18 protein-coding genes and 1 pseudogene are annotated in these 19945 nt (G+C 66.9%); 14 read left to right on the forward strand and 5 right to left on the reverse strand.

Annotated features, from left to right (window positions below; genetic code table 11):
• Nucleotides 1–152 precede the first annotated feature (152 nt).
• The 4 genes from HWX39_RS11385 to HWX39_RS11400 all read left to right on the forward strand — a co-directional run bounded on the left by HWX39_RS11385 (nucleotide 153) and on the right by HWX39_RS11400 (nucleotide 3270).
• The gene (locus HWX39_RS11385) at nucleotides 153–842 is read left to right on the forward strand and encodes a DUF969 domain-containing protein (protein ID WP_175968121.1); all 690 of its coding nucleotides are present in this window, start codon (nucleotides 153–155) and stop codon (nucleotides 840–842) included.
• A complete protein-coding gene (locus HWX39_RS11390) occupies nucleotides 839–1789 on the forward strand; it encodes a DUF979 domain-containing protein (protein WP_175968123.1) in 951 nt (316 codons plus the stop codon). The genes HWX39_RS11385 and HWX39_RS11390 overlap by 4 nt, the downstream gene beginning before the upstream one ends.
• A gap of 19 nt (nucleotides 1790–1808) precedes the next feature.
• Nucleotides 1809–2831 (forward strand): DUF2891 domain-containing protein, encoded by a 1023-nt coding sequence (locus HWX39_RS11395; RefSeq protein ID WP_175968126.1) that lies wholly within the window; start codon nucleotides 1809–1811, stop codon nucleotides 2829–2831.
• 115 nt (nucleotides 2832–2946) lie between these two features.
• Nucleotides 2947–3270, forward strand: coding sequence for a hypothetical protein (locus tag HWX39_RS11400; RefSeq protein WP_175968128.1), 324 nt, complete (start codon nucleotides 2947–2949; stop codon nucleotides 3268–3270).
• Between the two features lie 23 nt (nucleotides 3271–3293).
• Here the strand turns inward: HWX39_RS11400 and HWX39_RS11405 are convergent.
• Nucleotides 3294–3518: pseudogene (locus HWX39_RS11405) on the reverse strand (IclR family transcriptional regulator); the annotation flags it as partial.
• On the opposite strand from HWX39_RS11405, the gene HWX39_RS11410 reads away from it, so the two are divergent.
• Complete coding sequence (locus tag HWX39_RS11410; protein ID WP_175967687.1) at nucleotides 3498–3692, forward strand: hypothetical protein; 195 nt, start codon at nucleotides 3498–3500, stop codon at nucleotides 3690–3692. The pseudogene HWX39_RS11405 and the gene HWX39_RS11410 overlap by 21 nt on opposite strands.
• On the opposite strand, the gene HWX39_RS11415 is transcribed toward HWX39_RS11410, so the two are convergent.
• Entirely contained in the window at nucleotides 3686–5926 is a 2241-nt protein-coding gene (locus HWX39_RS11415) for a TonB-dependent receptor (protein ID WP_175968130.1), read from the reverse strand. The genes HWX39_RS11410 and HWX39_RS11415 overlap by 7 nt on opposite strands.
• Nucleotides 5927–6249: 323 nt before the next feature.
• On the opposite strand from HWX39_RS11415, the gene HWX39_RS11420 reads away from it, so the two are divergent.
• Nucleotides 6250–7314, forward strand: coding sequence for an asparaginase (locus HWX39_RS11420; protein WP_175968132.1), 1065 nt, complete (start codon nucleotides 6250–6252; stop codon nucleotides 7312–7314).
• Between the two features lie 66 nt (nucleotides 7315–7380).
• On the opposite strand, the gene HWX39_RS11425 is transcribed toward HWX39_RS11420, so the two are convergent.
• The gene (locus HWX39_RS11425) at nucleotides 7381–8355 is read right to left on the reverse strand and encodes a LysR family transcriptional regulator (protein WP_175968134.1); all 975 of its coding nucleotides are present in this window, start codon (nucleotides 8353–8355) and stop codon (nucleotides 7381–7383) included.
• Nucleotides 8356–8496: 141 nt separating this feature from the next.
• On the opposite strand from HWX39_RS11425, the gene HWX39_RS11430 reads away from it, so the two are divergent.
• Together HWX39_RS11430 and HWX39_RS11435 are read left to right on the forward strand one after the other, a co-directional pair.
• Nucleotides 8497–9903 carry an aspartate ammonia-lyase gene (locus HWX39_RS11430; protein WP_175968136.1) on the forward strand — a complete coding sequence of 469 codons (1407 nt, stop codon included), beginning with the start codon at nucleotides 8497–8499 and terminating at the stop codon, nucleotides 9901–9903.
• A gap of 107 nt (nucleotides 9904–10010) precedes the next feature.
• Nucleotides 10011–11522: an amino acid permease gene (locus HWX39_RS11435; RefSeq protein WP_175968138.1), complete on the forward strand. Its 1512-nt coding sequence runs from the start codon at nucleotides 10011–10013 to the stop codon at nucleotides 11520–11522.
• 62 nt (nucleotides 11523–11584) lie between these two features.
• Here the strand turns inward: HWX39_RS11435 and HWX39_RS11440 are convergent, their stop codons facing one another.
• Nucleotides 11585–12268: a phospholipase gene (locus HWX39_RS11440; RefSeq protein ID WP_175968140.1), complete on the reverse strand. Its 684-nt coding sequence runs from the start codon at nucleotides 12266–12268 to the stop codon at nucleotides 11585–11587.
• Nucleotides 12269–12714: 446 nt separating this feature from the next.
• On the opposite strand from HWX39_RS11440, the gene HWX39_RS11445 reads away from it, so the two are divergent.
• Together HWX39_RS11445 and HWX39_RS11450 are read left to right on the forward strand one after the other, a co-directional pair.
• On the forward strand, nucleotides 12715–13023 hold the full coding sequence (locus HWX39_RS11445) for a DUF485 domain-containing protein (protein WP_175968142.1): 309 nt from the start codon (nucleotides 12715–12717) through the stop codon (nucleotides 13021–13023).
• Entirely contained in the window at nucleotides 13020–14750 is a 1731-nt protein-coding gene (locus HWX39_RS11450; protein ID WP_175968144.1) for a cation acetate symporter, read from the forward strand. The genes HWX39_RS11445 and HWX39_RS11450 overlap by 4 nt, the downstream gene beginning before the upstream one ends.
• An 86-nt stretch (nucleotides 14751–14836) precedes the next feature.
• On the opposite strand, the gene HWX39_RS11455 is transcribed toward HWX39_RS11450, so the two are convergent.
• The gene (locus HWX39_RS11455; protein WP_175968146.1) at nucleotides 14837–15115 is read right to left on the reverse strand and encodes a hypothetical protein; all 279 of its coding nucleotides are present in this window, start codon (nucleotides 15113–15115) and stop codon (nucleotides 14837–14839) included.
• A gap of 96 nt (nucleotides 15116–15211) precedes the next feature.
• On the opposite strand from HWX39_RS11455, the gene HWX39_RS11460 reads away from it, so the two are divergent.
• The 4 genes from HWX39_RS11460 to HWX39_RS11475 are packed head-to-tail and all read left to right on the forward strand — an operon-like array spanning nucleotide 15212 to nucleotide 19926.
• Nucleotides 15212–17605 carry an MCP four helix bundle domain-containing protein gene (locus HWX39_RS11460; RefSeq protein WP_175968148.1) on the forward strand — a complete coding sequence of 798 codons (2394 nt, stop codon included), beginning with the start codon at nucleotides 15212–15214 and terminating at the stop codon, nucleotides 17603–17605.
• 22 nt (nucleotides 17606–17627) lie between these two features.
• The gene (locus HWX39_RS11465) at nucleotides 17628–18356 is read left to right on the forward strand and encodes a methyl-accepting chemotaxis protein (protein ID WP_175968518.1); all 729 of its coding nucleotides are present in this window, start codon (nucleotides 17628–17630) and stop codon (nucleotides 18354–18356) included.
• Nucleotides 18353–18934 (forward strand): hypothetical protein, encoded by a 582-nt coding sequence (locus HWX39_RS11470; RefSeq protein WP_175968149.1) that lies wholly within the window; start codon nucleotides 18353–18355, stop codon nucleotides 18932–18934. Before HWX39_RS11465 ends, HWX39_RS11470 begins: the two co-directional genes overlap by 4 nt.
• Nucleotides 18935–18966: 32 nt before the next feature.
• Entirely contained in the window at nucleotides 18967–19926 is a 960-nt protein-coding gene (locus HWX39_RS11475; protein WP_175968151.1) for a chemotaxis protein CheX, read from the forward strand.
• Nucleotides 19927–19945: the final 19 nt, after the last annotated feature.

Raw genomic sequence — 19945 nt, forward strand, 5'->3', positions numbered from 1 at the left:
ACGGTGTTCGCACGTTTCAACGTTTACCCGGAGCAGTAAATTGTCGACTATTTATCGATAAAGTCTCGTGCTAGATTGCGCCGTCAGAGCCCGGTCCAAACCGGGCAGGCGGCGTATGCCAAGGCGCCGCGCGTCCGACACAAGGAGGAGCAATGCTGGTGCTGATTGGGGTGCCGATCGTCGTGATCGGTTTTGCGCTGCGCTTCAATGCGCTGCTGGTGGTCACGATCGCGGGGCTCGCGACGGGGCTGGCGGGCGGGCTGAATTTCGTCGACATCGTCAGCGCGTTCGGCAAGGCGTTCACCGAAAACCGCTACATGGGGCTCATCTGGCTGACGCTGCCGGTGATCGCGCTGCTCGAGCGCAACGGGCTCAAGGAGCAGGCGAAGCACATGATCTCGCGCGTGCAGGCGGCCACCACGGGCCGCGTGCTGATGCTGTATTTCGTGCTGCGCCAGGCAACGGCCGCGCTCGGCCTCACGTCGCTCGGCGGCCATGCGCAGATGGTGCGGCCGCTGATCGCGCCGATGGCCGAGGCCGCCGCGGTCAACCGGCACGGCGAGCTGCCCGAATCGGTGCGCCAGCAGATCCGCGCGCATGCGTCGGGCGTCGACAACATCGCCGTGTTCTTCGGCGAGGACATCTTCATCGCGATCCAGTCGATCCTGCTGATCAAGGGCTTTCTCGAACAGAACGGGATCTCCATCGAGCCGCTGCACCTGTCGGTGTGGGCGATCCCGACCGCGATCGCCGCGCTCCTGATCCACTGCACGCGCCTCGCGCTGCTCGACCGCCGTCTGGCGCGCGGCTTCGGCCTGCTGGCGCAGGAGGGCGCGCGATGATCGGCCTCGAATCGCTGTACACGCTCGCGGGGCTGATGTTCGCCGCGTTCGCATACTTCAACCTGACGGATCGCACGAACCCGCGCCGCATCGTCAATTTCGCGTTCTGGGCGATCTACGCAGTCACGTTCCTGTTCGGCGCGTGGCTGCCGCATTTCGTGACGGGCTGCCTCGCGATCGCGCTCGCGGTGATCGCCGGCTCGGGCAAGCTCGGGCGCGGCAAGTCCGATGAAGCCGGGGAAGCCGCGGCCGTGCGGCGCGAGACGCTCGCGCAGCGTTTCGGCAACAGGCTGTTCCTGCCCGCGCTGCTGATTCCGGTCGTCACGCTGATCGGCACGTTCGCGCTGAAGGGGGTGCCGTTCGTCGACCAGAAGAGCGTGACGCTGATCTCGCTCGTGCTCGGCACGCTCGTCGCGTTCGCCGTCGCGCTCGCGATGCTGCGCGATTCGCCCGTGCATGCCGTGAAGGAGGCGCGCCACACGATGGATGCGGTCGGCTGGGCCGCGATCCTGCCGCAGATGCTCGCGGCGCTCGGCGCGCTGTTCGCGGTCGCGGGCGTCGGCGGTGTGGTGTCGGGGCTCGTGAAGGAGTGGGTGCCGATCGATTCGCCGTTCGCGGTGGTCGCGGCCTACACGGTCGGCATGGCGCTGTTCACGATGATCATGGGCAACGGCTTCGCCGCGTTCCCCGTGATGACGGCGGGCATCGGCCTGCCGCTGATCGTCCACCAGTTCCACGGCAACCCGGCGATCGTCGGCGCGATCGGGATGCTGAGCGGCTTCTGCGGTACGCTGATGACGCCGATGGCCGCGAACTTCAACATCGTGCCGGCCGCGCTGCTCGAGCTGAAGGACAAGAACGGCGTGATCAAGGTGCAGTGGCCGACAGCCGTGCTGCTGCTCGCCGTGAACACGCTGCTGATGTATGCGTTCGTATTCCGTTTCTGACTCGATGGACGAGATGCCCATGACCGACCGACTCACGCCCGAACTTGCCTCGAAATTCGCGTCGCTCGCGCTCGCGCACCTGACCCGCGAATATCCGAACAAGCTCACGCATTCGCTCGCCGGCCCGCAGGACGTGCAGGGGCCGCGCGCACTTCACCCGATCTTCTACGGCAGCTACGACTGGCACTCGTGCGTGCACGGCTACTGGCTCGTGCTGCGCGTGCTCGAACGCTACCCGGCATTGCCGGAGGCTGAACGCATCGTCGCGATCGTCGATGCGCACTTCACCGATGCGAATGTCGCGGGCGAGCGGGTGTATCTCGCGTTACCGCACAACGCCGGCTTCGAGCGTCCGTACGGCTGGGCGTGGCTGCTCGCGCTGTCGGCGCAGTTAGAGCGGCTCGCGCTGAAGGGGGCGATGCCGCAGGCCGCGCGTTGGGCGAAGACGATGGCGCCGCTGACCGACCTGTTCGTGTCGCGCTTCGAGACCTTCCTGCCGAAAGCGACCTATCCGCTGCGTGTCGGCACACACTTCAACACCGCGTTCGCGCTGGCGCTCACGCTCGATTTCGCGCGCGATACGCAGCGCGACGGGCTCGCGGCGCTGATCGTCGATACCGCGAAGCGCTGGCACCTGAACGATGTCGCGTGCCAGGCGTGGGAGCCGTCGGGCGACGAATTCCTGTCGCCCGCGCTGATGGAGGCGGAGCTGATGCGGCGCGTCCTGCCAGGCGCCGAATTCGACGGCTGGTTCGCGCGCTTCCTGCCCGATCTCGCGCGCGGCGAGCCGGCGACGCTGTTCGAGCCGGCGACGGTCAGCGATCGCAGCGACGGGAAGATCGCGCACCTCGACGGGCTGAACCTGAGCCGCGCGTGGTGCCAGCGTGCGCTCGCAGGCTCGCTGCCGGAAGGCGATGCGCGGCGCGCGAAGCTGCTCGAGGCGGCCGACCGGCATCTGGCGAGCGCACTCGCGCACGTGGCCGGCGACTACATGGGCGAGCACTGGCTCGCGACGTTCGCACTGCTCGCGCTGGAGGCGTAGCGCGCGAAACCCCGCCGGCGGCAAGGTCTTCGGCGCGCGGCTATACTCGCCGCTCGGGTTGCCTCGCGCCATGCAGGGTGCGCGAGGCGGCCATCCCTCCGTTTGCCGCCTCGCCATGGACAAGCTCATTTCCTACGTCGCCGCGATCCACGGGCTCGCGGGCCCGGTGTCGATCGTGTCGCACACGACGTCGCACGATCGCTGGACCGACGACGACGTCGAAGTCACGCGCGACGAAACCGAATACCGCTTCGACAACGGTGCGATCGTGCGCCGCTCGGTCGAGCAGGACCGCGCGCCGTCGGACCTGCTGTGCGCGGAATGCTGGATCGACTACGACGTGCTCCGCCATCCCGATGCGCAATCGATCGGCCCGACGCGGATGACGTTCGACAACGCATGTCGCGAGACTTTCTGGTTGCGGTATCACCTTGCGTGATGGCATGAACGTGCGCGGCCGCATCAACCAGGCGGCGCGCCGTCGGCCGCGTGTGGCAGCGGCGCGAGCCGCGCGGCCGTTTCGCGTACCTTCGGCACGTTCTCCAGCAGGTCGCTGAGCATCGCGCATGCGGTCGGCGCATGCGCGGCGAACGCCGCGAGCACGCGGCCGCTCGCGGCATCCTTCACCGGCACCGCAACGGCCATCATCCCGCGCACGAATTCCGCGTGGTCGATCCCGACGCCGCGCTCGCGAAGGTCGACAAGCGCGGCGTGCCGGTGCGTTCGATCGGCATCGTCGCGGTGGTCGGGCACGGGTGGCTCGGCGTCACGTACACGCAGTCGCAGCGCGAGGGCGTATCGCCGGGCGAGCCGGGTACGATTCCGTGGCCGTCGACGCGTCGCCGCCGCCGGCGTTACTGATAGAAGTTGAGCGTGACCATCGCCGAACGGCCCGGCGCCCACGTCGCGTAGATCGGATACGCGCTCGCGTAATACTTCTTGTCGAACAGGTTCTGCACGTTGAGCTGCACGTCCATCGTCTTGTTCACGCGCCACGTTGCGGCCGCGTCGAAGCGCGCGTAACCGGGCGTCCATTTCTTCGTCGTCGCGGATACCGACGCGTAGGTCTGGCTCATCACCGTCGCACCGGCGCCGAGCGTGAGCTTCGGCATCACGTCGTAGCCCGTCCACAGCGTGAAGTTGTGCTTCGGCACCATCACCATCGGCAGGCCCGATGCGCCCGGGCTGCCGGGGCCCGCGTCGGTCGTGATCGCGTTCAGGTACGAGTAGCCGCCGAAGATGTGCCACTTCGGCGTCAGGTTGCCCGCGAAGCCGAGTTCGACGCCGCGCACGCGCTGCTTGCCAGCGTTGACCGTGTGACCGAGGCCGTCGCTGACGCGCGCGTTGGTCTTCTCCGTTTGGAACAGCGCCGACGTCAGCGACAGCTGATCCTGCAGCACGTCCCACTTCGCGCCGATCTCGATGTTGCGCGAGCGCTCCGGTGCGAGATCCTGGTTCGTCGCGGTGATCTGGTCGGTGCCGCCGCCGAGGCCGCCGTTCGAACCGGGCGGGTTCGACGACGTGCCGTACGACGCATACAGGCTCACGTTGCTCACCGGCTTGAACACGAGGCCGAACTGGTAGCTGAACAGGTTCGACGTGTTCGACAGGTCGGCCACGCCGGCCTGCTTGCCGGTCGTGTCGTAGCGGTCGAAGCGCAGCCCGGTGTTGAACTGCCAGCGCTCGGACAGCTTCACGGTATCGAAGAGGTACGCGGACACCGTGTCGGTGCGCGTGTTCGTCGTCGCGCCGGGGAAGCCCTTGTCGCCGTTCAGCACGATGTTGCCGGTCCACGGCATGTTCGGGTTCCAGCCGCCCGCGAGCGGCGTGCAGTTGCCGGCCACCGAGCACGGGCCGCCCGAGCGGATGTTGTTGCCGGCCGAATCCGACACGAGGTAACCCTCGTAGCGCGCCTGTTCGTGGCTGAACTCGACGCCGGCCGTCATCGTGTGCTTCATGCCGAACAGGCTCGCGCTGCCGGTCACTTCGGTCTGGTTCGAGAAGCCGTTGAGCGCGTACTTGCCGCTCTTCGCCTGCAGGCTCAGCAGGTTCGGGTTCGACGCGAGGATCTGCGGGTTGGTCGCGACGTAATCGAGCGTCGAGCGGCCGAACATCGTCGTGTTCTTCAGCTTCCAGTCGTCGTTGATCTTGTGCTCGACGCGCACTTCGGCGGTGTCGGTCTGCCCGTAGCGGTAGTCGCGCGTGTTCAGCCCGAAGAACTGCCCGCGATCGGTCGGCACCGGCGTGCCGCCCGACGCGCGGAACGGCACGCTGAAGTCCGGCATGTCGTACGCGTTCATGTGGTAGTAGCTGACCGTGACGGTGGTCGGCGTATTCAGCCCGAACACGATCGACGGCGCGACGCCCCAGCGCTTGTTGTACACGTCGTTGCGGCCGGCCTGGTTCGCGTCGTGACCCATCACGTTCAGGCGCACGGCGGTCGTGTCGTTGATCCGGTGGTTCGCGTCGACCGTCGCGCGCTTGTAGCCGTCGGTGCCGAAGCCGATGCTGCTGTTGATGAAGTCGTCGTTCTTCGGCGTCTTCGTGACGATGTCGATGCTGCCGCCCACCGAGCCGCGGCCCGCATAGACCGAATCGGGGCCCTTGATCACGCTGATCTGCTCGATCGCGAACGTTTCGCGGTTCTGCAGCCCCGAGTCGCGCATCCCGTCGACGAAGATCGAATTGCGCGATTCGAAGCCGCGGATCACCGGGCGATCGGCCGACGGGTTCGCGGCCGCATCGCCGCCGAGGAACGTGATGCCCGGCACCGAACGCAGCGCGTCGGCGAACGACGTGACGTTCTTTTCCTTGATCAGTTGCTCGGGGATCACCGTGACCGAGCGCGGCGTGTCGAGCAGCGGTGCGGTGAACTTGTACGACGGCGAACGCTTCACCTGCATGTCCGACGGCGCGCTCGACTGGACCGTGATCGTCGGCAGCGTCGCCTGCACGTCGGCGGACGGGGCAGGCTGGTCGGCGGACGATGCGGGAGCGGGGGCGGTTTCGGCGGAAGCGAGCAGCGGGGTCAGGAAAACGGAGCAGGTCAGCGCCGATACGAGGGCGCGAGGCCTCGTCTTGAACTGGGCGGGCATATCGGGAAGCAGCAGAAGATTCGGTGAGCGGGTGCGTCTTCTCGATGCCGGCCAGGCGGCGCGGGACATCGGAAAACGTCAATGCAAATGCGTATGATTCGCGTTTGCGATCGCAATTGTACGGATTGGTACTAATTCTGTAAACGATTGAATGGTTCTTGTACTCATTCGGTCAGGCTTTCGTGGGGGCGCGATTGCCTTTGCGTCGCGTGCAACACCGCTTTCCATCGCCCGGCCGGCGCGTGGCGGCGCCGACTCGCTACACTGCCGTACCGGTTGGACGGGCCCCGGCAAGCAGGCCCCGAGCATGGAGACAACACAAGATGGACACCCAACGCGCAGCAGTCGTCACCTACCGAGGCGATGCGATCGAGAACACGCACGTCGCCCATGTGGCGGTGGTTGATGCACGCGGCAGGCTGCTGGCCCGGTTCGGCGATCCGTTCCGGATGACGCTCGCCCGTTCGGCGGCCAAGCCGGCGCAGGCGCTGTCGGTGATCGAGACGGGCGCGCCCGAACGCTTCGGTTTCGACGATGCGGACATTGCGCTGATGTGCGCGTCGCACAGCAGCGAGGACCGGCACATCGAACGCACGCGCGCGATGCTCGCCAAGGTCGACTCGCACGAATCGGACTTGCGTTGCGGCGGCCATCCGCCGTTGTCGGATGCGGTGTACCGGTCGTGGATCAAGCGCGACTACACGCCGACCGGCGTATGCAGCAACTGTTCGGGCAAGCACGTGGGGATGCTGGCCGGCGCGCGGGCGATCGGCGCCGCGATCGCCGATTACCATCTGCCCGACCATCCGATGCAGGTGCGTGTGAAGCACGTGGTGGCCGAAGCGTGCGGGCTGCGCGACGACGAAGTGGGCTGGGCGATCGACGGGTGCAACCTGCCGACGCCGGCATTTTCGCTGGATCGGCTCGCGCGTCTGTACGCGTCGCTCGCCGACGGTGCGGATACGGTGGAGGCGGGCGGCGGCGAAATCAGCGAGCGCGTTCGCGCGCTGGCGCGGATCCATCGTGCGATGACCGCGTATCCGGAACTGGTTGCCGGCGACGGGCGCTATTGCACGGTGCTGATGAAGGCGTTCGACGGCCAGGTGGTCGGCAAGCTCGGCGCCGACGCGTGCTACGGAATCGGCGTGCGTGCGTCGGCGCGTACGCGGCAACTGGGCGCCGACGGTGCGCTCGGCATCTCGGTGAAGATCGAGGACGGCAACCTCGACGTGCTCTACATGGTCGTCAGCGAACTTCTCGAGCGGCTGCAGATCGGCACGGCCGAGCAGCGCGCGCAACTGGCCGGCTTCCATCGGCCCCGGATGCTCAACACGCAGGGTGTCGAAATCGGGCACGCCACGTTCCCGTTCGAGTTGCAGCCGGGCTGAACGGCATGGCTGCGTTGTGACGCCGCCGGCCCGCGACCCGGGCCGCGCGTAGCGGCGCGAGCGTGACTACGCGCTCGCGCCGCGAATCTTCGTCAGTTCCAGCTCCGACAGCTCGCCGATATGCGCGAGGTGTTCCGCGAGAAAGTCCTTCAGCACGCGCAGCTTCGCCGAGCTGCGCCGGTTCGCCAGATACGCGATGTAGATGTATTCGCCCGTCAGCCGGTTCTGCAGCCGGTAGCGCGGCAGCACGGCTTCGAGCCGGCCGCTCGCGAGCAGGTCGCGCACCAGCCAGATCTCGAATTCCGCGATGCCGAGCCCCGCGCAGGTCGCTTCGAGCAGCAGCTCCGAATGGTCGGTGACGAGGTTGCCGGCCGGCAGCACGCTGTGATGCGTGTCGCGGTTCACGAGCGCCCAGCGCGGATCGCCTTCCGGATGCACGTAGCGCAGGCAGTTGTGCTGCTTGAGGTCGTCCGGCGTGGACGGGCGCCCGCAGCGGTCGAGATAGCCGGGCGTCGCGCACAGGATGCTGTCGTTGCGCGACAGGCGGTGGACGACGAGGTTGTCCAGGTAGTTCTCGCCCTCGTGAATGTCGAGATCGAAGCCGCCGGCCACGAGGTCGTTGTGGTTGTCGGTGAGCCGCACGTCGAGCTGGATCGTCGGGTAGCGCGCGAGAAACGGCGCGACCAGCGGCGCGAGATGGCGGCGGCCGAATGCCACCGGCGCGGTGAGCTTCAGCGGGCCGCTCGGCTGCGCATTCAGCTCGGCGACGACGCGTAATGTGTCGTCGAGATCGGCGATCAGCGTGACGGCGCGCTCCAGGTAGATATGGCCGGCTTCGGTGAGCGTCACGCTGTGCGTCGAGCGGTGCAGCAGCGCGACGCCGAGTGCCTCCTCGATCGCCGTGATCTTGCGCGCGACCGTGGACGTCGACACGTGCATCTCCTTCGCGACCGCCGAAAAACTCCCCGTTTCGACCACCCTGACGAACGCGCGCATCGCGCCCATGTGATCGATGCCGGTGTCTCTCGCGCCTCTTTTCATTCGATTCTCGCTGTTGCATCCCACGCAAAACTGCTTTCGATAATACAGAAGCGAGCTTGTTTTTGCAAAGGCATAGAATGCGAACCCGTCGCGTCGGGAAGCGGCGAACGACAAGCGGCACGAGACACAGAGGAGGGCACGATGGCAGAAACCGGTTTCCGCGTCGAAGCGGATCTTTTAGGTAAACGAAGCATTCCGGACGAGGCCTACTACGGCGTCCATACGCTGCGCGCGAAGGAGAATTTCGACATTTCGGGCCGCACCATTGCGTCGCTGCCGTACTTCGTGATGGCGCTCGCCGCAGTGAAGGAGGCCGCGGCTGACGCGAACTGCGAGCTCGGGCTGCTGCCGCGCCCCTACCGCGATGCGATCGCCGCCGCGTGCGTCGAGATCCGCGAAGGGCGCCTGCACGACCAGTTCGTCGTCGACATCATCCAGGGCGGCGCCGGCACGTCGACCAACATGAACGCGAACGAGGTGATCTGCAACCGCGCGCTCGAAATCATGGGGCACGCGCGAGGGCAGTACGAATACCTGCACCCGAACGAGCACGTCAATCTCGCGCAGAGCACCAACGACGTCTATCCGACCGCGATCCGGGTCGCGACCTGCTTCGCGGTCGAGCACCTGCTCGAAGCGATGGCGCGCCTGCGCGATGCGTTCGCGGAGCGCGCCGACGCGTTCGCCGGCTTGCTGAAGCTCGGCCGCACGCAGTTGCAGGACGCGGTGCCGATGACGCTCGGCCAGGAGTTCTCGACCTACGCGGTGATGATGACGGAAGACATCGCGCGCCTGCAGGAAGCCGGCTGGCTGATTCGCGAGATCAACCTCGGCGCGACCGCGATCGGTACGGGGATCACCGCGCACCCGCAGTACGCGGAGAAGGCGCTCGCGGCGCTGCGGCGCATTACCGGGCTCGACCTGAGCACCGCGCCGAACCTGATCGAAGCGACCCAGGATTGCGGCGCGTTCGTGCAGGTGTCGGGCGTGCTCAAGCGGATCGCCGTGAAGCTGTCGAAGATCTGCAACGACCTGCGGCTGCTGTCGAGCGGCCCGCGCGCGGGGTTCGGCGAGATCAACCTGCCGCCCGTGCAGGCCGGCTCGTCGATCATGCCCGGCAAGGTGAATCCGGTGATCCCGGAAGTCGTCAACCAGGTTGCGTTCGAGGTGTTCGGCAACGACCTGACCGTGACTTTTGCCGCCGAGGCCGGACAGCTTCAGCTCAACGCGTTCGAGCCGGTGATCGCCAGCGCGCTGTTCCGCAGCTTCAGCCATCTGACCGCCGCCTGCACGACGCTCGCGCAGCGGTGCGTGAGCGGGATCACCGCGAATCCCGAGCGGTTGCGCGAAACGATGGAGCGCTCGGTCGCGCTCGCGACCGCGCTGAACCCGTATATCGGCTACAAGCGCGCGACCGCCGTGGCGGCCGAAGCGCACGCGACCGGCAAGTCGATTCGCGAGATCGTGCTGGAGCGCGAGTGGATGACCGATGCGCAGGTCGACGAGGCGCTGCAGCCCGAAGCACTGATCCGGCCGCGCGTGCTTTGACGCCGGCTGCGCGGCGCCGGCACATGCCGCCGGCGGCCCGCGCGCGACAGATCCAGAAGCGCTCCCGGCGCGGGGCGCGACACATCAAGAAACTACGGAGACTCACGATGAACCACAGCAGCGAGCGCCCGGCCGATCCGGCCGGCGGCGCGGATTCCCGCCATGCGGACCCCGATGCGATGTTCGCGTCGCACGAAGCCGGCTATGCGAAGCAGTTGAAGCCGCGGCACGTGCAGATGATCGCGATGGGCGGCGCGATCGGCACCGGCCTCTTTCTCGGCGCGGGCGGGCGCCTGCAGCACGCGGGGCCCGCGCTCGCGCTCGTGTATCTCGTCTGCGGCGTGTTCGCGTTCCTGATCATGCGCGCGCTCGGCGAGCTCGTGATGCACCGGCCGACCAGCGGCAGCTTCGTGTCGTACGCACGGGAGTTCATGGGCGAACGCGCATCGTTCGTCGCGGGCTGGATGTACTACCTGAACTGGGCAATGACCGGCATCGTCGACATCACCGCGGTCGCGATCTACATGAAGTACTGGGCCGTGTTCACGGACGTGCCGCAGTGGGTGTTCGCGCTCGGCGCGCTCGGGATCGTGTCGTTGATGAACATGATCGGCGTGAAGGTGTTCGGCGAGATGGAATTCTGGTTCTCGCTCGTCAAGGTGGGCACGCTCGCGGTGTTCCTCGCGGTCGGCGCCGTGTTTCTCGCGAGCGGCCATCCCGTCGGCGGCCAGATGCCGGGGTTTCACCTGGTCGCGGATCACGGCGGGATCTTTCCGCACGGCATCCTGCCGGCCGTGCTGATCGTACAGGGTGTCGTGTTCGCTTACGCGAGCATCGAGCTCGTCGGGGTCGCGGCGGGCGAGACCGCCGATGCGCGCAAGGTCTTGCCGAAAGCCATCAACAGCGTGATGTGGCGCATTGCGCTGTTCTACGTCGGCTCGGTCGTGCTGTTGACGATGCTGCTGCCGTGGACGGCGTACAGCGCGCACGAAAGCCCGTTCGTGACGTTCTTCAGCAAGCTCGGCGTGCCGTACGTCGGCACCGTGATGAACGTCGTGGTGCTGACCGCCGCGCTGTCGAGCCTGAACTCCGGCCTCTATTCGACCGGGCGCGTGCTGCGCTCGCTCGCGATGGGCGGATCGGCGCCGCGCTTCGTGTCGCGGATGAACGCGCGCGGCGTGCCGTATGGCGGGATCCTGATCACGGTCGCGATCAACGCGATCGGCGTGCCGCTGAACTACATCGTGCCGGCCCAGGCGTTCGAGATCGTGCTGAACATGGCGTCGCTCGGGATCATCACGACGTGGGGCTTCATCGTCATGTGCCAGATCCTGTACCGCCGCGCGGTCGATCGCGGCGAGCTGAAGGCCGTGTCGTTCCGGATGCCCGGCGCGCCGTTCACGTCGTGGCTCACGCTGGCCTTCCTCGTCGGTGTGCTGGTGCTGATGGCATTCGACTACCCGGGCGGCACATGGACCGTCGCGACGATTCCGGTCGTGGTGCTCGCGCTGGTGGTCGGCTGGAAGCTGGCGAAGCGCGGTACCGCGCGAGAGCAGGCGGCGGATGCGCGTGCGTCCGCGGCCGCGCGCGTCGTCGCCGATCCGGCGCGGGGTGCCTGAAGACGGTATGCGCCGGGGCGCTCCGGCCCGTTCGCGGCCGGCGCCCCGGCGCCCCGTGACAGTCAGTTCAACCCGGTGCGCTCGCCGACCCAGCGGGCGAAATCGCCGGCCATCTCCGCGGTCAGTTCGTGGCCGGCCGCGTACAGCCGCGTATCGTGCGCGACGCCAAGCGCCGTGAGTTTCGCGTCGGCGGTGTCGGCCCACGCGACGGGCAGCTTGTCGTCGGAGCGGCCGTGCACGATCAGCGCATGGAGCGGGCGAAGCGCATCGTGCGGTGCGATCAGCGGATCGATTTCGGGCAGGATGCGCCCGCACAACACCGCGAATGCGGTGACGTCCTGCGGCGACGTGAGCCCGACGCTCGCGCTCATGATGCCGCCCTGGCTGAAGCCGGCGATCACGGTCGGCAACGCGGCGCCCGCGTCACCGCCGGCGTGGAAGGCGCGCAGCAGCGTGATCAGCTTGATCCGGCTCGCGTTCGCGCGGGCCGCATCGATTTCGGGGCCGCTCGGGCCGAAGCGCACCGGAAACCATGCGTGCTGGCCGGGCCCGAACGCAAGCGGGCCGCGCAGGAATGCGATCTCGATACGCGGATCGATGACGTCGGCCAGGTTCAGCAGGTTGGTTTCGTTGCCGCCGACGCCATGCAGCAGCAACAGGCGGGCAGCGGGGCGGCCGGTGGCCGGACGCAGCAGGTACTGGAGGCCCGACTCGGGATCGGTGGTCAGCGGCAGGACGTCGGTCATTGCATGGGTCCAGAAAGGGAAGCGATGCGACAGTCTAGAACGTGCGGGCGGCGACGTGAATCGCCCGCGTGCGATTGATTGTTTCCGCTCGGGAATGAATGTCGTGGCGCAAGCCCGGCGCGCAATCGTCTGCTGAACCGCGGCCATGTCGTTGCACAAGATGCGTTGCCGTTTCGGTGCCGGGAGCGTGCGGCATCGTTGCGTCGGCTTCGTGGTTGCCGCACGGGTGCCGACTTCCGCGTACGCGCATCCCTCTGCACGGACACGATCGATGTGAGTGACTGGCGCCGCGCTGGGTCACGCACGCGCGTCAAGCGCTCCGTCCTGTCCCGCTAGGGAAAACCATAGTGCTCGGGATGCCTCTCGCGAAAGCTCGAGTAAGCGCGCAGTCAGCTTCGCTGTTCAGAATCGCCGCACTCATTCAAGAGCAAACCAGGAGACAGGCGATGCATGATGGGTTGGTGAAAAAAATCGAAGCGCATCCGAAGTATGCGCAGCTCAAGCGGCGACGCAATACGCTCGGTGTCTGTCTGACCGTGCTGATGCTGATCGTGTACTACGGCTACATCGCGCTGATCGCGTTCGACAAGTCGTTCCTCGCGCAGCCGGTGAGCACCGGCGTGACGAGCGTCGGCATACCGGTCGGCATGGCGGTGATCGTGTTCACCGTCGTCATCACCGGCATCTACGTGCGCCGCGCGAACAACGAATACGACCAACTGACGCAGGACATCCTGCAGGACGTCGCCCAATGAAGAAGACACTTTCGATGACGCTGGTCGCGCTGCTGGCCGCGGGCGCGTGCGGCGTGGCCGCCGCGGGCGGCGGCGATGTCGGGCAGACCGCCAGGCAGGCAACCAACACCACGGCCATCGTCCTGTTCGCGCTGTTCGTGGCGGGGACGTTGTGGATCACCAAGTGGGCGGCTTCGCGCACACGTTCCGCCGCGGATTTCTACACGGCCGGCGGCGGCATCACCGGGTTTCAGAACGGCCTGGCGATCTCGGGCGACTACATGTCGGCGGCATCCTTCCTCGGCATTTCCGCCGCGGTGATGACGTCGGGCTACGACGGCCTGATCTACTCGATCGGTTTTCTGGTCGGCTGGCCGGTCATCACGTTCCTGATGGCCGAGCGGCTGCGCAATCTCGGCAAGTTCACCTTCGCCGACGTCGCGGGCTACCGCTTCGAGCAGGGGCCGATCCGCAGTTTCGCCGCGGTCGGCACGCTGGTGGTGGTGGCGTTCTACCTGATCGCGCAGATGGTGGGCGCGGGGCAGCTCATCAAGCTGCTGTTCGGTCTCGACTACTGGGTGGCGGTCGTCATCGTCGGCGCGCTGATGATGGTCTACGTGCTGTTCGGCGGCATGACGGCCACCACATGGGTGCAGATCATCAAGGCGTGCATGTTGCTCGCGGGCGTGACCTTCATGGCGATCATGGTGCTCGCGCAGTACGGCTTCAGCCCGGAGGCGCTGTTCGCCCATGCCGTGGAAGTCAAGACCGCGATCGCCGCCAATGCCGGCAAATCGCCGGACGACGCGACCCGGATCGGGCTGTCGGTGATGTCGCCGGGCGGGTTCATCAAGGATCCGATCTCGGCCATCTCGTTCGGCATGGCGCTGATGTTCGGCACCGCCGGCCTGCCGCACATCCTGATGCGCTTCTTCACGGTGCCGGATGCGAAGGAAGCGCGTAAATCCGTGTTCTGGGCAACCACCTGGATCGGCTATTTCTACGTGCTGATCTTCATCATCGGCTTCGGTGCGATCACGCTGGTGCTGACCAATCCGGAGCTGGCCGACGTGGCCAAGGGCGTGATCAAGGGCGGCGCGGGCACGGCCAACATGGCCGCGGTGCTGGTGGCCAAGACGGTGGGGGGCGACGTGTTCTACGGCTTCATCTCGGCCGTGGCCTTCGCGACGATTCTGGCGGTGGTGGCCGGGCTCACGCTGTCGGGCGCGTCCGCGGTGTCGCACGACCTCTATGCCACCGTATTCAAGAACGGCAACGCGAACAGCGCCGACGAGTTGAAGGTGTCGCGCATCACGACGCTGGTGCTCGGCGTGATCGCCGTGCTGCTGGGCATCGCGTTCGAGAAGCAGAACGTCGCGTTCATGGTGTCGCTGGCGTTTGCCGTGGCGGCCTCGGCCAATTTCCCGGTGCTGTTCCTGTCGATGATGTGGAAGGGCTGCACCACGCGTGGTGCGGTCATCGGCGGGTTCCTGGGGCTGGTCTCGTCGGTGGGGCTGACGATCGTGTCGCCGTCGGTGTGGGAAGCGACGCTCGGTTATCCGAAGGGTTCGGCGTGGTTCCCGTATACGTCGCCTGCCTTGTTCTCGATGACGATCGGCTTCGCGGGCGTGTGGCTGTTCTCGGTACTCGACACGAGCCTGCGCGCGAAGGCCGAGAAGAGTGCGTTCGCCGCGCAGCAGGTGCGCTCGGAAACGGGGCTGGGGGCGACGCGCGCCAGCAGCCACTGACCGGGAGCCGGTCACGCCCGCCCCGGGGGCGACGATGTGATGCGCTTTATTGTCACTCGTCGGCCCCGGGGCGGGCGGCATCGTTTTCATCGGTTCGCCGCATCATTCGCCGGCAATAAAAAATCGCGAATTCGACCGGATTCGCCGATAATTCGCAAACGTTTTACGAAAGCCCGATTGCGGCTGATCCGCGGATTAACTAAATAAAAAAGCAAATATCCGCATCCCGGATTTTCCGGCCGCGCCGTGATGCCATGGGAAGCCTTGAAGCAGAAGGTTAACGGCAGATTTCGCCAATACTTTAGGGCTCTTTCGTCACAATTATTCATTTCATTCCTGTCAATGAACGATTGATTTTCGGTCATCGGAGCGTCATACACCATCCCCGATAATTCGGCGCTCACATTCTTTCAATAGACCAAACGGCGATCGAAGCCGGATCGCTGCGGGGAGCTGTACTCATGACCATCCGTCATCGCATTACGCTGCTAGTCGTCCTGACGTTCTTCGCGCTGTCCGCGATCGGCATCTATGCCGTGTACCAGACGCGCAAGAGCGCGGCCGAGGTACGCCAGGTCACCCAGGGAATCGTGCCGAGCGCGCTCGCGTCCGCCGATCTCGTCGCCGATGTGAAGAACATCCAGATCGCGACGATGACGCTCGTCTACGCGCCCGACGCGAACACCGCCGCGCAGGCGCGCGACGAGCTGAAGGCGAAGCAGGGCGCGCTGCGTGCCGCGCTCGACGTGCAGGCGAAGTCGGCGGTCGGCCAGGCGCAGGTCGGGCTCGTCTCGCAGGCGAAGGACAGCGCCGCGAACTATTTCGCGGCGATCGACGACACCGTGAAGATGAAGGCCGACGGCAAGCCCGAGATGGCGCAGGCGTACCTGTTCGCGAACGTCGCGCAGTATCGCGACGAACTCGAAAGCATCGTCGATACGCTGCGCGTCGAGAAGAACCGCCAGAAGGACGACGCGATCAGCGCGCTGAACGGGATGCTCGCGACGACGGCGACCGCGATCGGGGGCGTCGCCGGCACGGTGGTCGTGCTGCTGACCGCGCTCGGCCTGCTGCTGTATCGGCAGATCACGCGCCCGCTGATCGGGATGCAGAAGGCGATGAGCGAGATCGCGACGAGCCAGGATTTCACGCGCCGCGTGCCGGTGGGCCGGATGGACGAAATCGGCCACTCGATCGTCGCGTTCAACGGGATGATCGAGAAGATCCAGGAGAACTCGGCGCAGCTCAAGCAGAAGACGGCCGACATCCAGGCGATGCTGCAGAACATGCAGCAGGGGATCCTGACCGTCGTCGAAGGCGGCGTCGTGCATGCGGAGTATTCGGCGTACCTCGAAACCATCTTCGAGACGGGCGACATCGCCGGCCGCGACCTGATGGCGCTCGTGTTCGACGACTCGAACATCGGTTCCGACGCGCGCTCGCAGGTCGACGCGGCCGTACACGCGTGCCTCGGCGAGGACAGCATGAACTTCGAGTTCAACGAGCACCTGCTGGTGAACGAAGTCGCGAAGCGGATGCCGGACGGCCGCGAGAAGTGGCTCGACCTGAGCTGGTCGGCGATCACCGACGAGACCGACACGGTCGTGCGCCTGATGCTGTGCGTGCGCGACGTGACCGAGATCCGCGAGCTGACCGCGCAGGCCGGCGAGCAGCAGCGCCGCCTCGAGATGATCGGCGAGATCCTGTCGATCAGCCAGGACAAGTTCCACGACTTCGTGCACAGCGCGAAGGGCTTCCTCAGCGAGAACGAGCGGATGATCCGCCAGCACGAGCGCGCCGATCACTCGATCGTCGCGGCGCTGTTCCGCAACATGCACACGATCAAGGGCAATGCGCGCACGTACAGCCTCCAGCACCTGACGAACATCGTCCACGAAGCGGAGCAGGCGTACGACTCGCTGCGCCGCGCGGACGGCGGCCCCGAGTGGAACCGCGACGCGCTGATGGACGACCTGGCGCGCGTGCGCGAGGCGGTCGAGCACTACGCGACGATCAATGCGGTTACGCTCGGCCGCAGCGGCGAACCGGTGCAGGGCGCCGACTTCCTGATGGTCGAACGCGCACACATCAGCGAGAGCCTGCGCGTGCTCGACGGCGCCGATCCGGCCAACGCGTCCGACTGGCACGCGGCCCGCGACGCCGTGCGCCGCATGCTGAGCCAGCTCGGCACGCAAGGCATCGGCGAAGCGCTCGGCGGCGTGATCGAGTCGCTGCCGTCGCTCGCGGCCGAACTCGGCAAGCCGGCGCCCGTCGTGCATATCGACAGCCACGGCCACCGCGTGCGCAGCGAAATCGTCGCGACACTGAAGAACGTGTTCATGCACCTGCTGCGCAATTCGATGGACCACGGGATCGAATCGTCCGACGAGCGACGCGCGGCCGGCAAGGCGGCGTCCGGCACGATCGACATCGCGGTCGGCGTGGGCGGCGGCGAGCTGTGGTTCGTGCTGAGCGACGACGGTCGCGGCCTCGCGCTCGACCGGATTCGCGGCATCGCGCGCGAGCGCGGGTGGATCGACGCCGACCACGATGCGGCGCTGTCCGATGACGAGGTGGCCGAGCTGATCTTCCGGCCGGGCTTCTCGACGGCGAGCACGGTGACGGAAGTGTCGGGGCGCGGCGTCGGCATGGACGCGGTGCGCAACTTCCTGAAGCGCGACGGCGGGGATATCGCGCTGCGCTTCACCGACGATCGCGTCGGCGCGCCGTATCGCGCGTTCGAGACGATCGTGTCGTTGCCGGCCCGCTTCGCGGCGGACGGCGCCGCTCAGGGCGCCGCTCAGGGCGTCGCGCACGAGCGTGCGCGCAGCGCGGATATCGGCGCGGCGGAGTGACGACGTGATCGTGCAGGCGTGGATGTTCCAGATGGCCGCCGCACTGGCGGGCGGCGCCGTCGTCGCGATCGTTGCGGCGGTCGTGTTTCGCTTGACGCGCAAGCGACTCGTGACGGCGCTCGAACGCGACGTGGCGCAGTTGCGCGGCGCGCTCGACGCAGCCGATGCGCGCATCGCCGACGCCAGGTCGGCGCATGCGGAGGCGGTCGATGCATGGGCGCAGCGCGAGGCGCAGCTCGAGGATGCGCTCGCGCGCGAGACGTCCGCGGCCGGCACGCAGCGCGATGCCATGCAGGCACTGTCGGCGGATCGTGCCGCGCTGGCGCAGCACGCGATGAAGATCGCCGACGAAGCCGCGCGCCTGCGCGGGCTCGCCGGCACCTTCGAGCGCTGGCACGAGCAGATGATCTCGCTGACCACGCAGAACCAGGACATGCGCGCGAAGAACCAGGAGTTGTCGGCAATCGTCGCGCACGTGTCGATCGTGTCGCTGAACGCATCGATCGAGGCCGCGCGCGCCGGCACGGCCGGGCGTGGCTTCTCGATCGTCGCCAGCGAGGTGCGCGGGCTGGCCGCGCGCTCGCAGGAACTGTCGAACAGCTATCGCGACAGCCTGAACCGCAACGACCTCGTGACGGCCGCGACGTTCCAGGACATCCAGGCCGGCGGCAAGATGATCACGGCCGCGCTCGCGACCGTCGAGTCGCTGGCCGGGCAACTTCACGCGCGGATCGAAGGAGGCGTCGCGTGATCAGCGCGCAGGCGAAAGCCGGCTTCGAGCGGATCTTCTTCGACGCGGCGCGCACGCGGCTCGCATCCGGCGGTGCGTGCGACATCCGTCCGGCCGCGGGCCCCGCACACGACGCACACGATCATGCGCACGCGAGGTCGCGTGCGAAGCCGAAGGTGACCGAGCATGTCGCGGTGCTGACGATCTCGGCGCTGCATTTCCGCCTGCTGCTCGCACTGCGCTTTAGCGACGACGAGGCGACGCGCCGCCAATTCGCCGGCGCGACGGCGGGCACGAGCAGCCAGCGGCCGCTGCCCGAAGCGTTCATGGAAGTCGCGAACCTGTGCTGCGGGGCGATCAACCAGGCGCTGACCGCACCGTTTCCCGACCTCGGGATGTCGACGCCGTATCTGCTGAGCGGATCGAGCATCGACTACTTGCCGGCGCTGGCGCCCGATCACGTGGCCGCGTACGACCTGACGCTCGACGGCGACGTGCGGGTCGGCGCGACGTTATGCGTGTGCGCGAATGCGCCGGTCGATTTCCATGTGCCGGAAACGGCCACGGTGGATACCGGCGGCGAGCTCGAACTGTTCTGATCGATCCCGACCGACCATTAGGAATTCTTGAGATGACCCTGGACAAACCCGTCAGCAAGGTGCTCGTGCTCGACGACAGTCGCGCGCACGCCGACGCGATCAAGCGTTTCTGCGACGAGCACAACCTGATTGGCCTGACCGTGCGGCGCAACCGGCTGCTGAAGGTGCTGCGCTCGAACATCGATCTCGGCGCGATCCTGCTGGCCGAGGATTACGGCGGTTCGCCGGCCGAGAGCGCGATCATCGCGACGCAGATCGATGCGCTGCGCCCCGAGCTGCCGATCATCCTGCGCCGCGAATCGCTCGCGTCGCGCGACGGGCTGCCGGCGGCGCTCGCGCGCGTCGCATGCGCGGCCTACGTCGCGGACGACATGACGCCGCTCAAGCGCGCGATCGACGAATACCTGTTCGGCCGCGAATACCCGAACGCGCTCGTGCGCGGCATCTCGGAGATCACCGAGGCGCGCATCGACAGCCTGTTCCCGGGCATGACGATCGAGCACGAGACACCGTGCATCGTGCGCGACCAGATCATCTTCGGCGAAGTGTTCAGCCTGATCGCGCTCGAAAGCGCATGGTGCCGCGGCTACATGCTGCTGCAGACGAGCGAGCAGCCGCTGCTCGACATGCTCGGCGGCACGCGCGACGCCGGCCGCGCGCCGGATTTCCGCGACGTGAACAGCGTGCTCGGCGAGCTGACCAACCTCGTGTGGGGCGCGTTCAAGAACCGCTACCTCGGCGACGCCGAGGCGCTGGCGCGCCATCCCGTGCAGGTGCCGCTCGTCGTCAATCACAAGCAGAAGTTCATCTCGTTCGGCGGCGATTGCCCGCAGCTCTGCTTCAAGTACCGGATGACCGACCCGGCATCGGGGCGCTCCGTCTGCCTCGATCAGCGCTTCGTGTTCAGCCTGAGCTGGTCGCCGGAGGACTTCCGCGAATCGGTTCAGGACGTGGGGCCGATGGTCGAATCGGGTGAACTCGAACTGTTTTGACTATTGAAGTCAGCAACAA

This window comes from Burkholderia sp. BCC0322 (assembly GCF_902833045.1).
Taxonomy (GTDB): domain Bacteria; phylum Pseudomonadota; class Gammaproteobacteria; order Burkholderiales; family Burkholderiaceae; genus Burkholderia.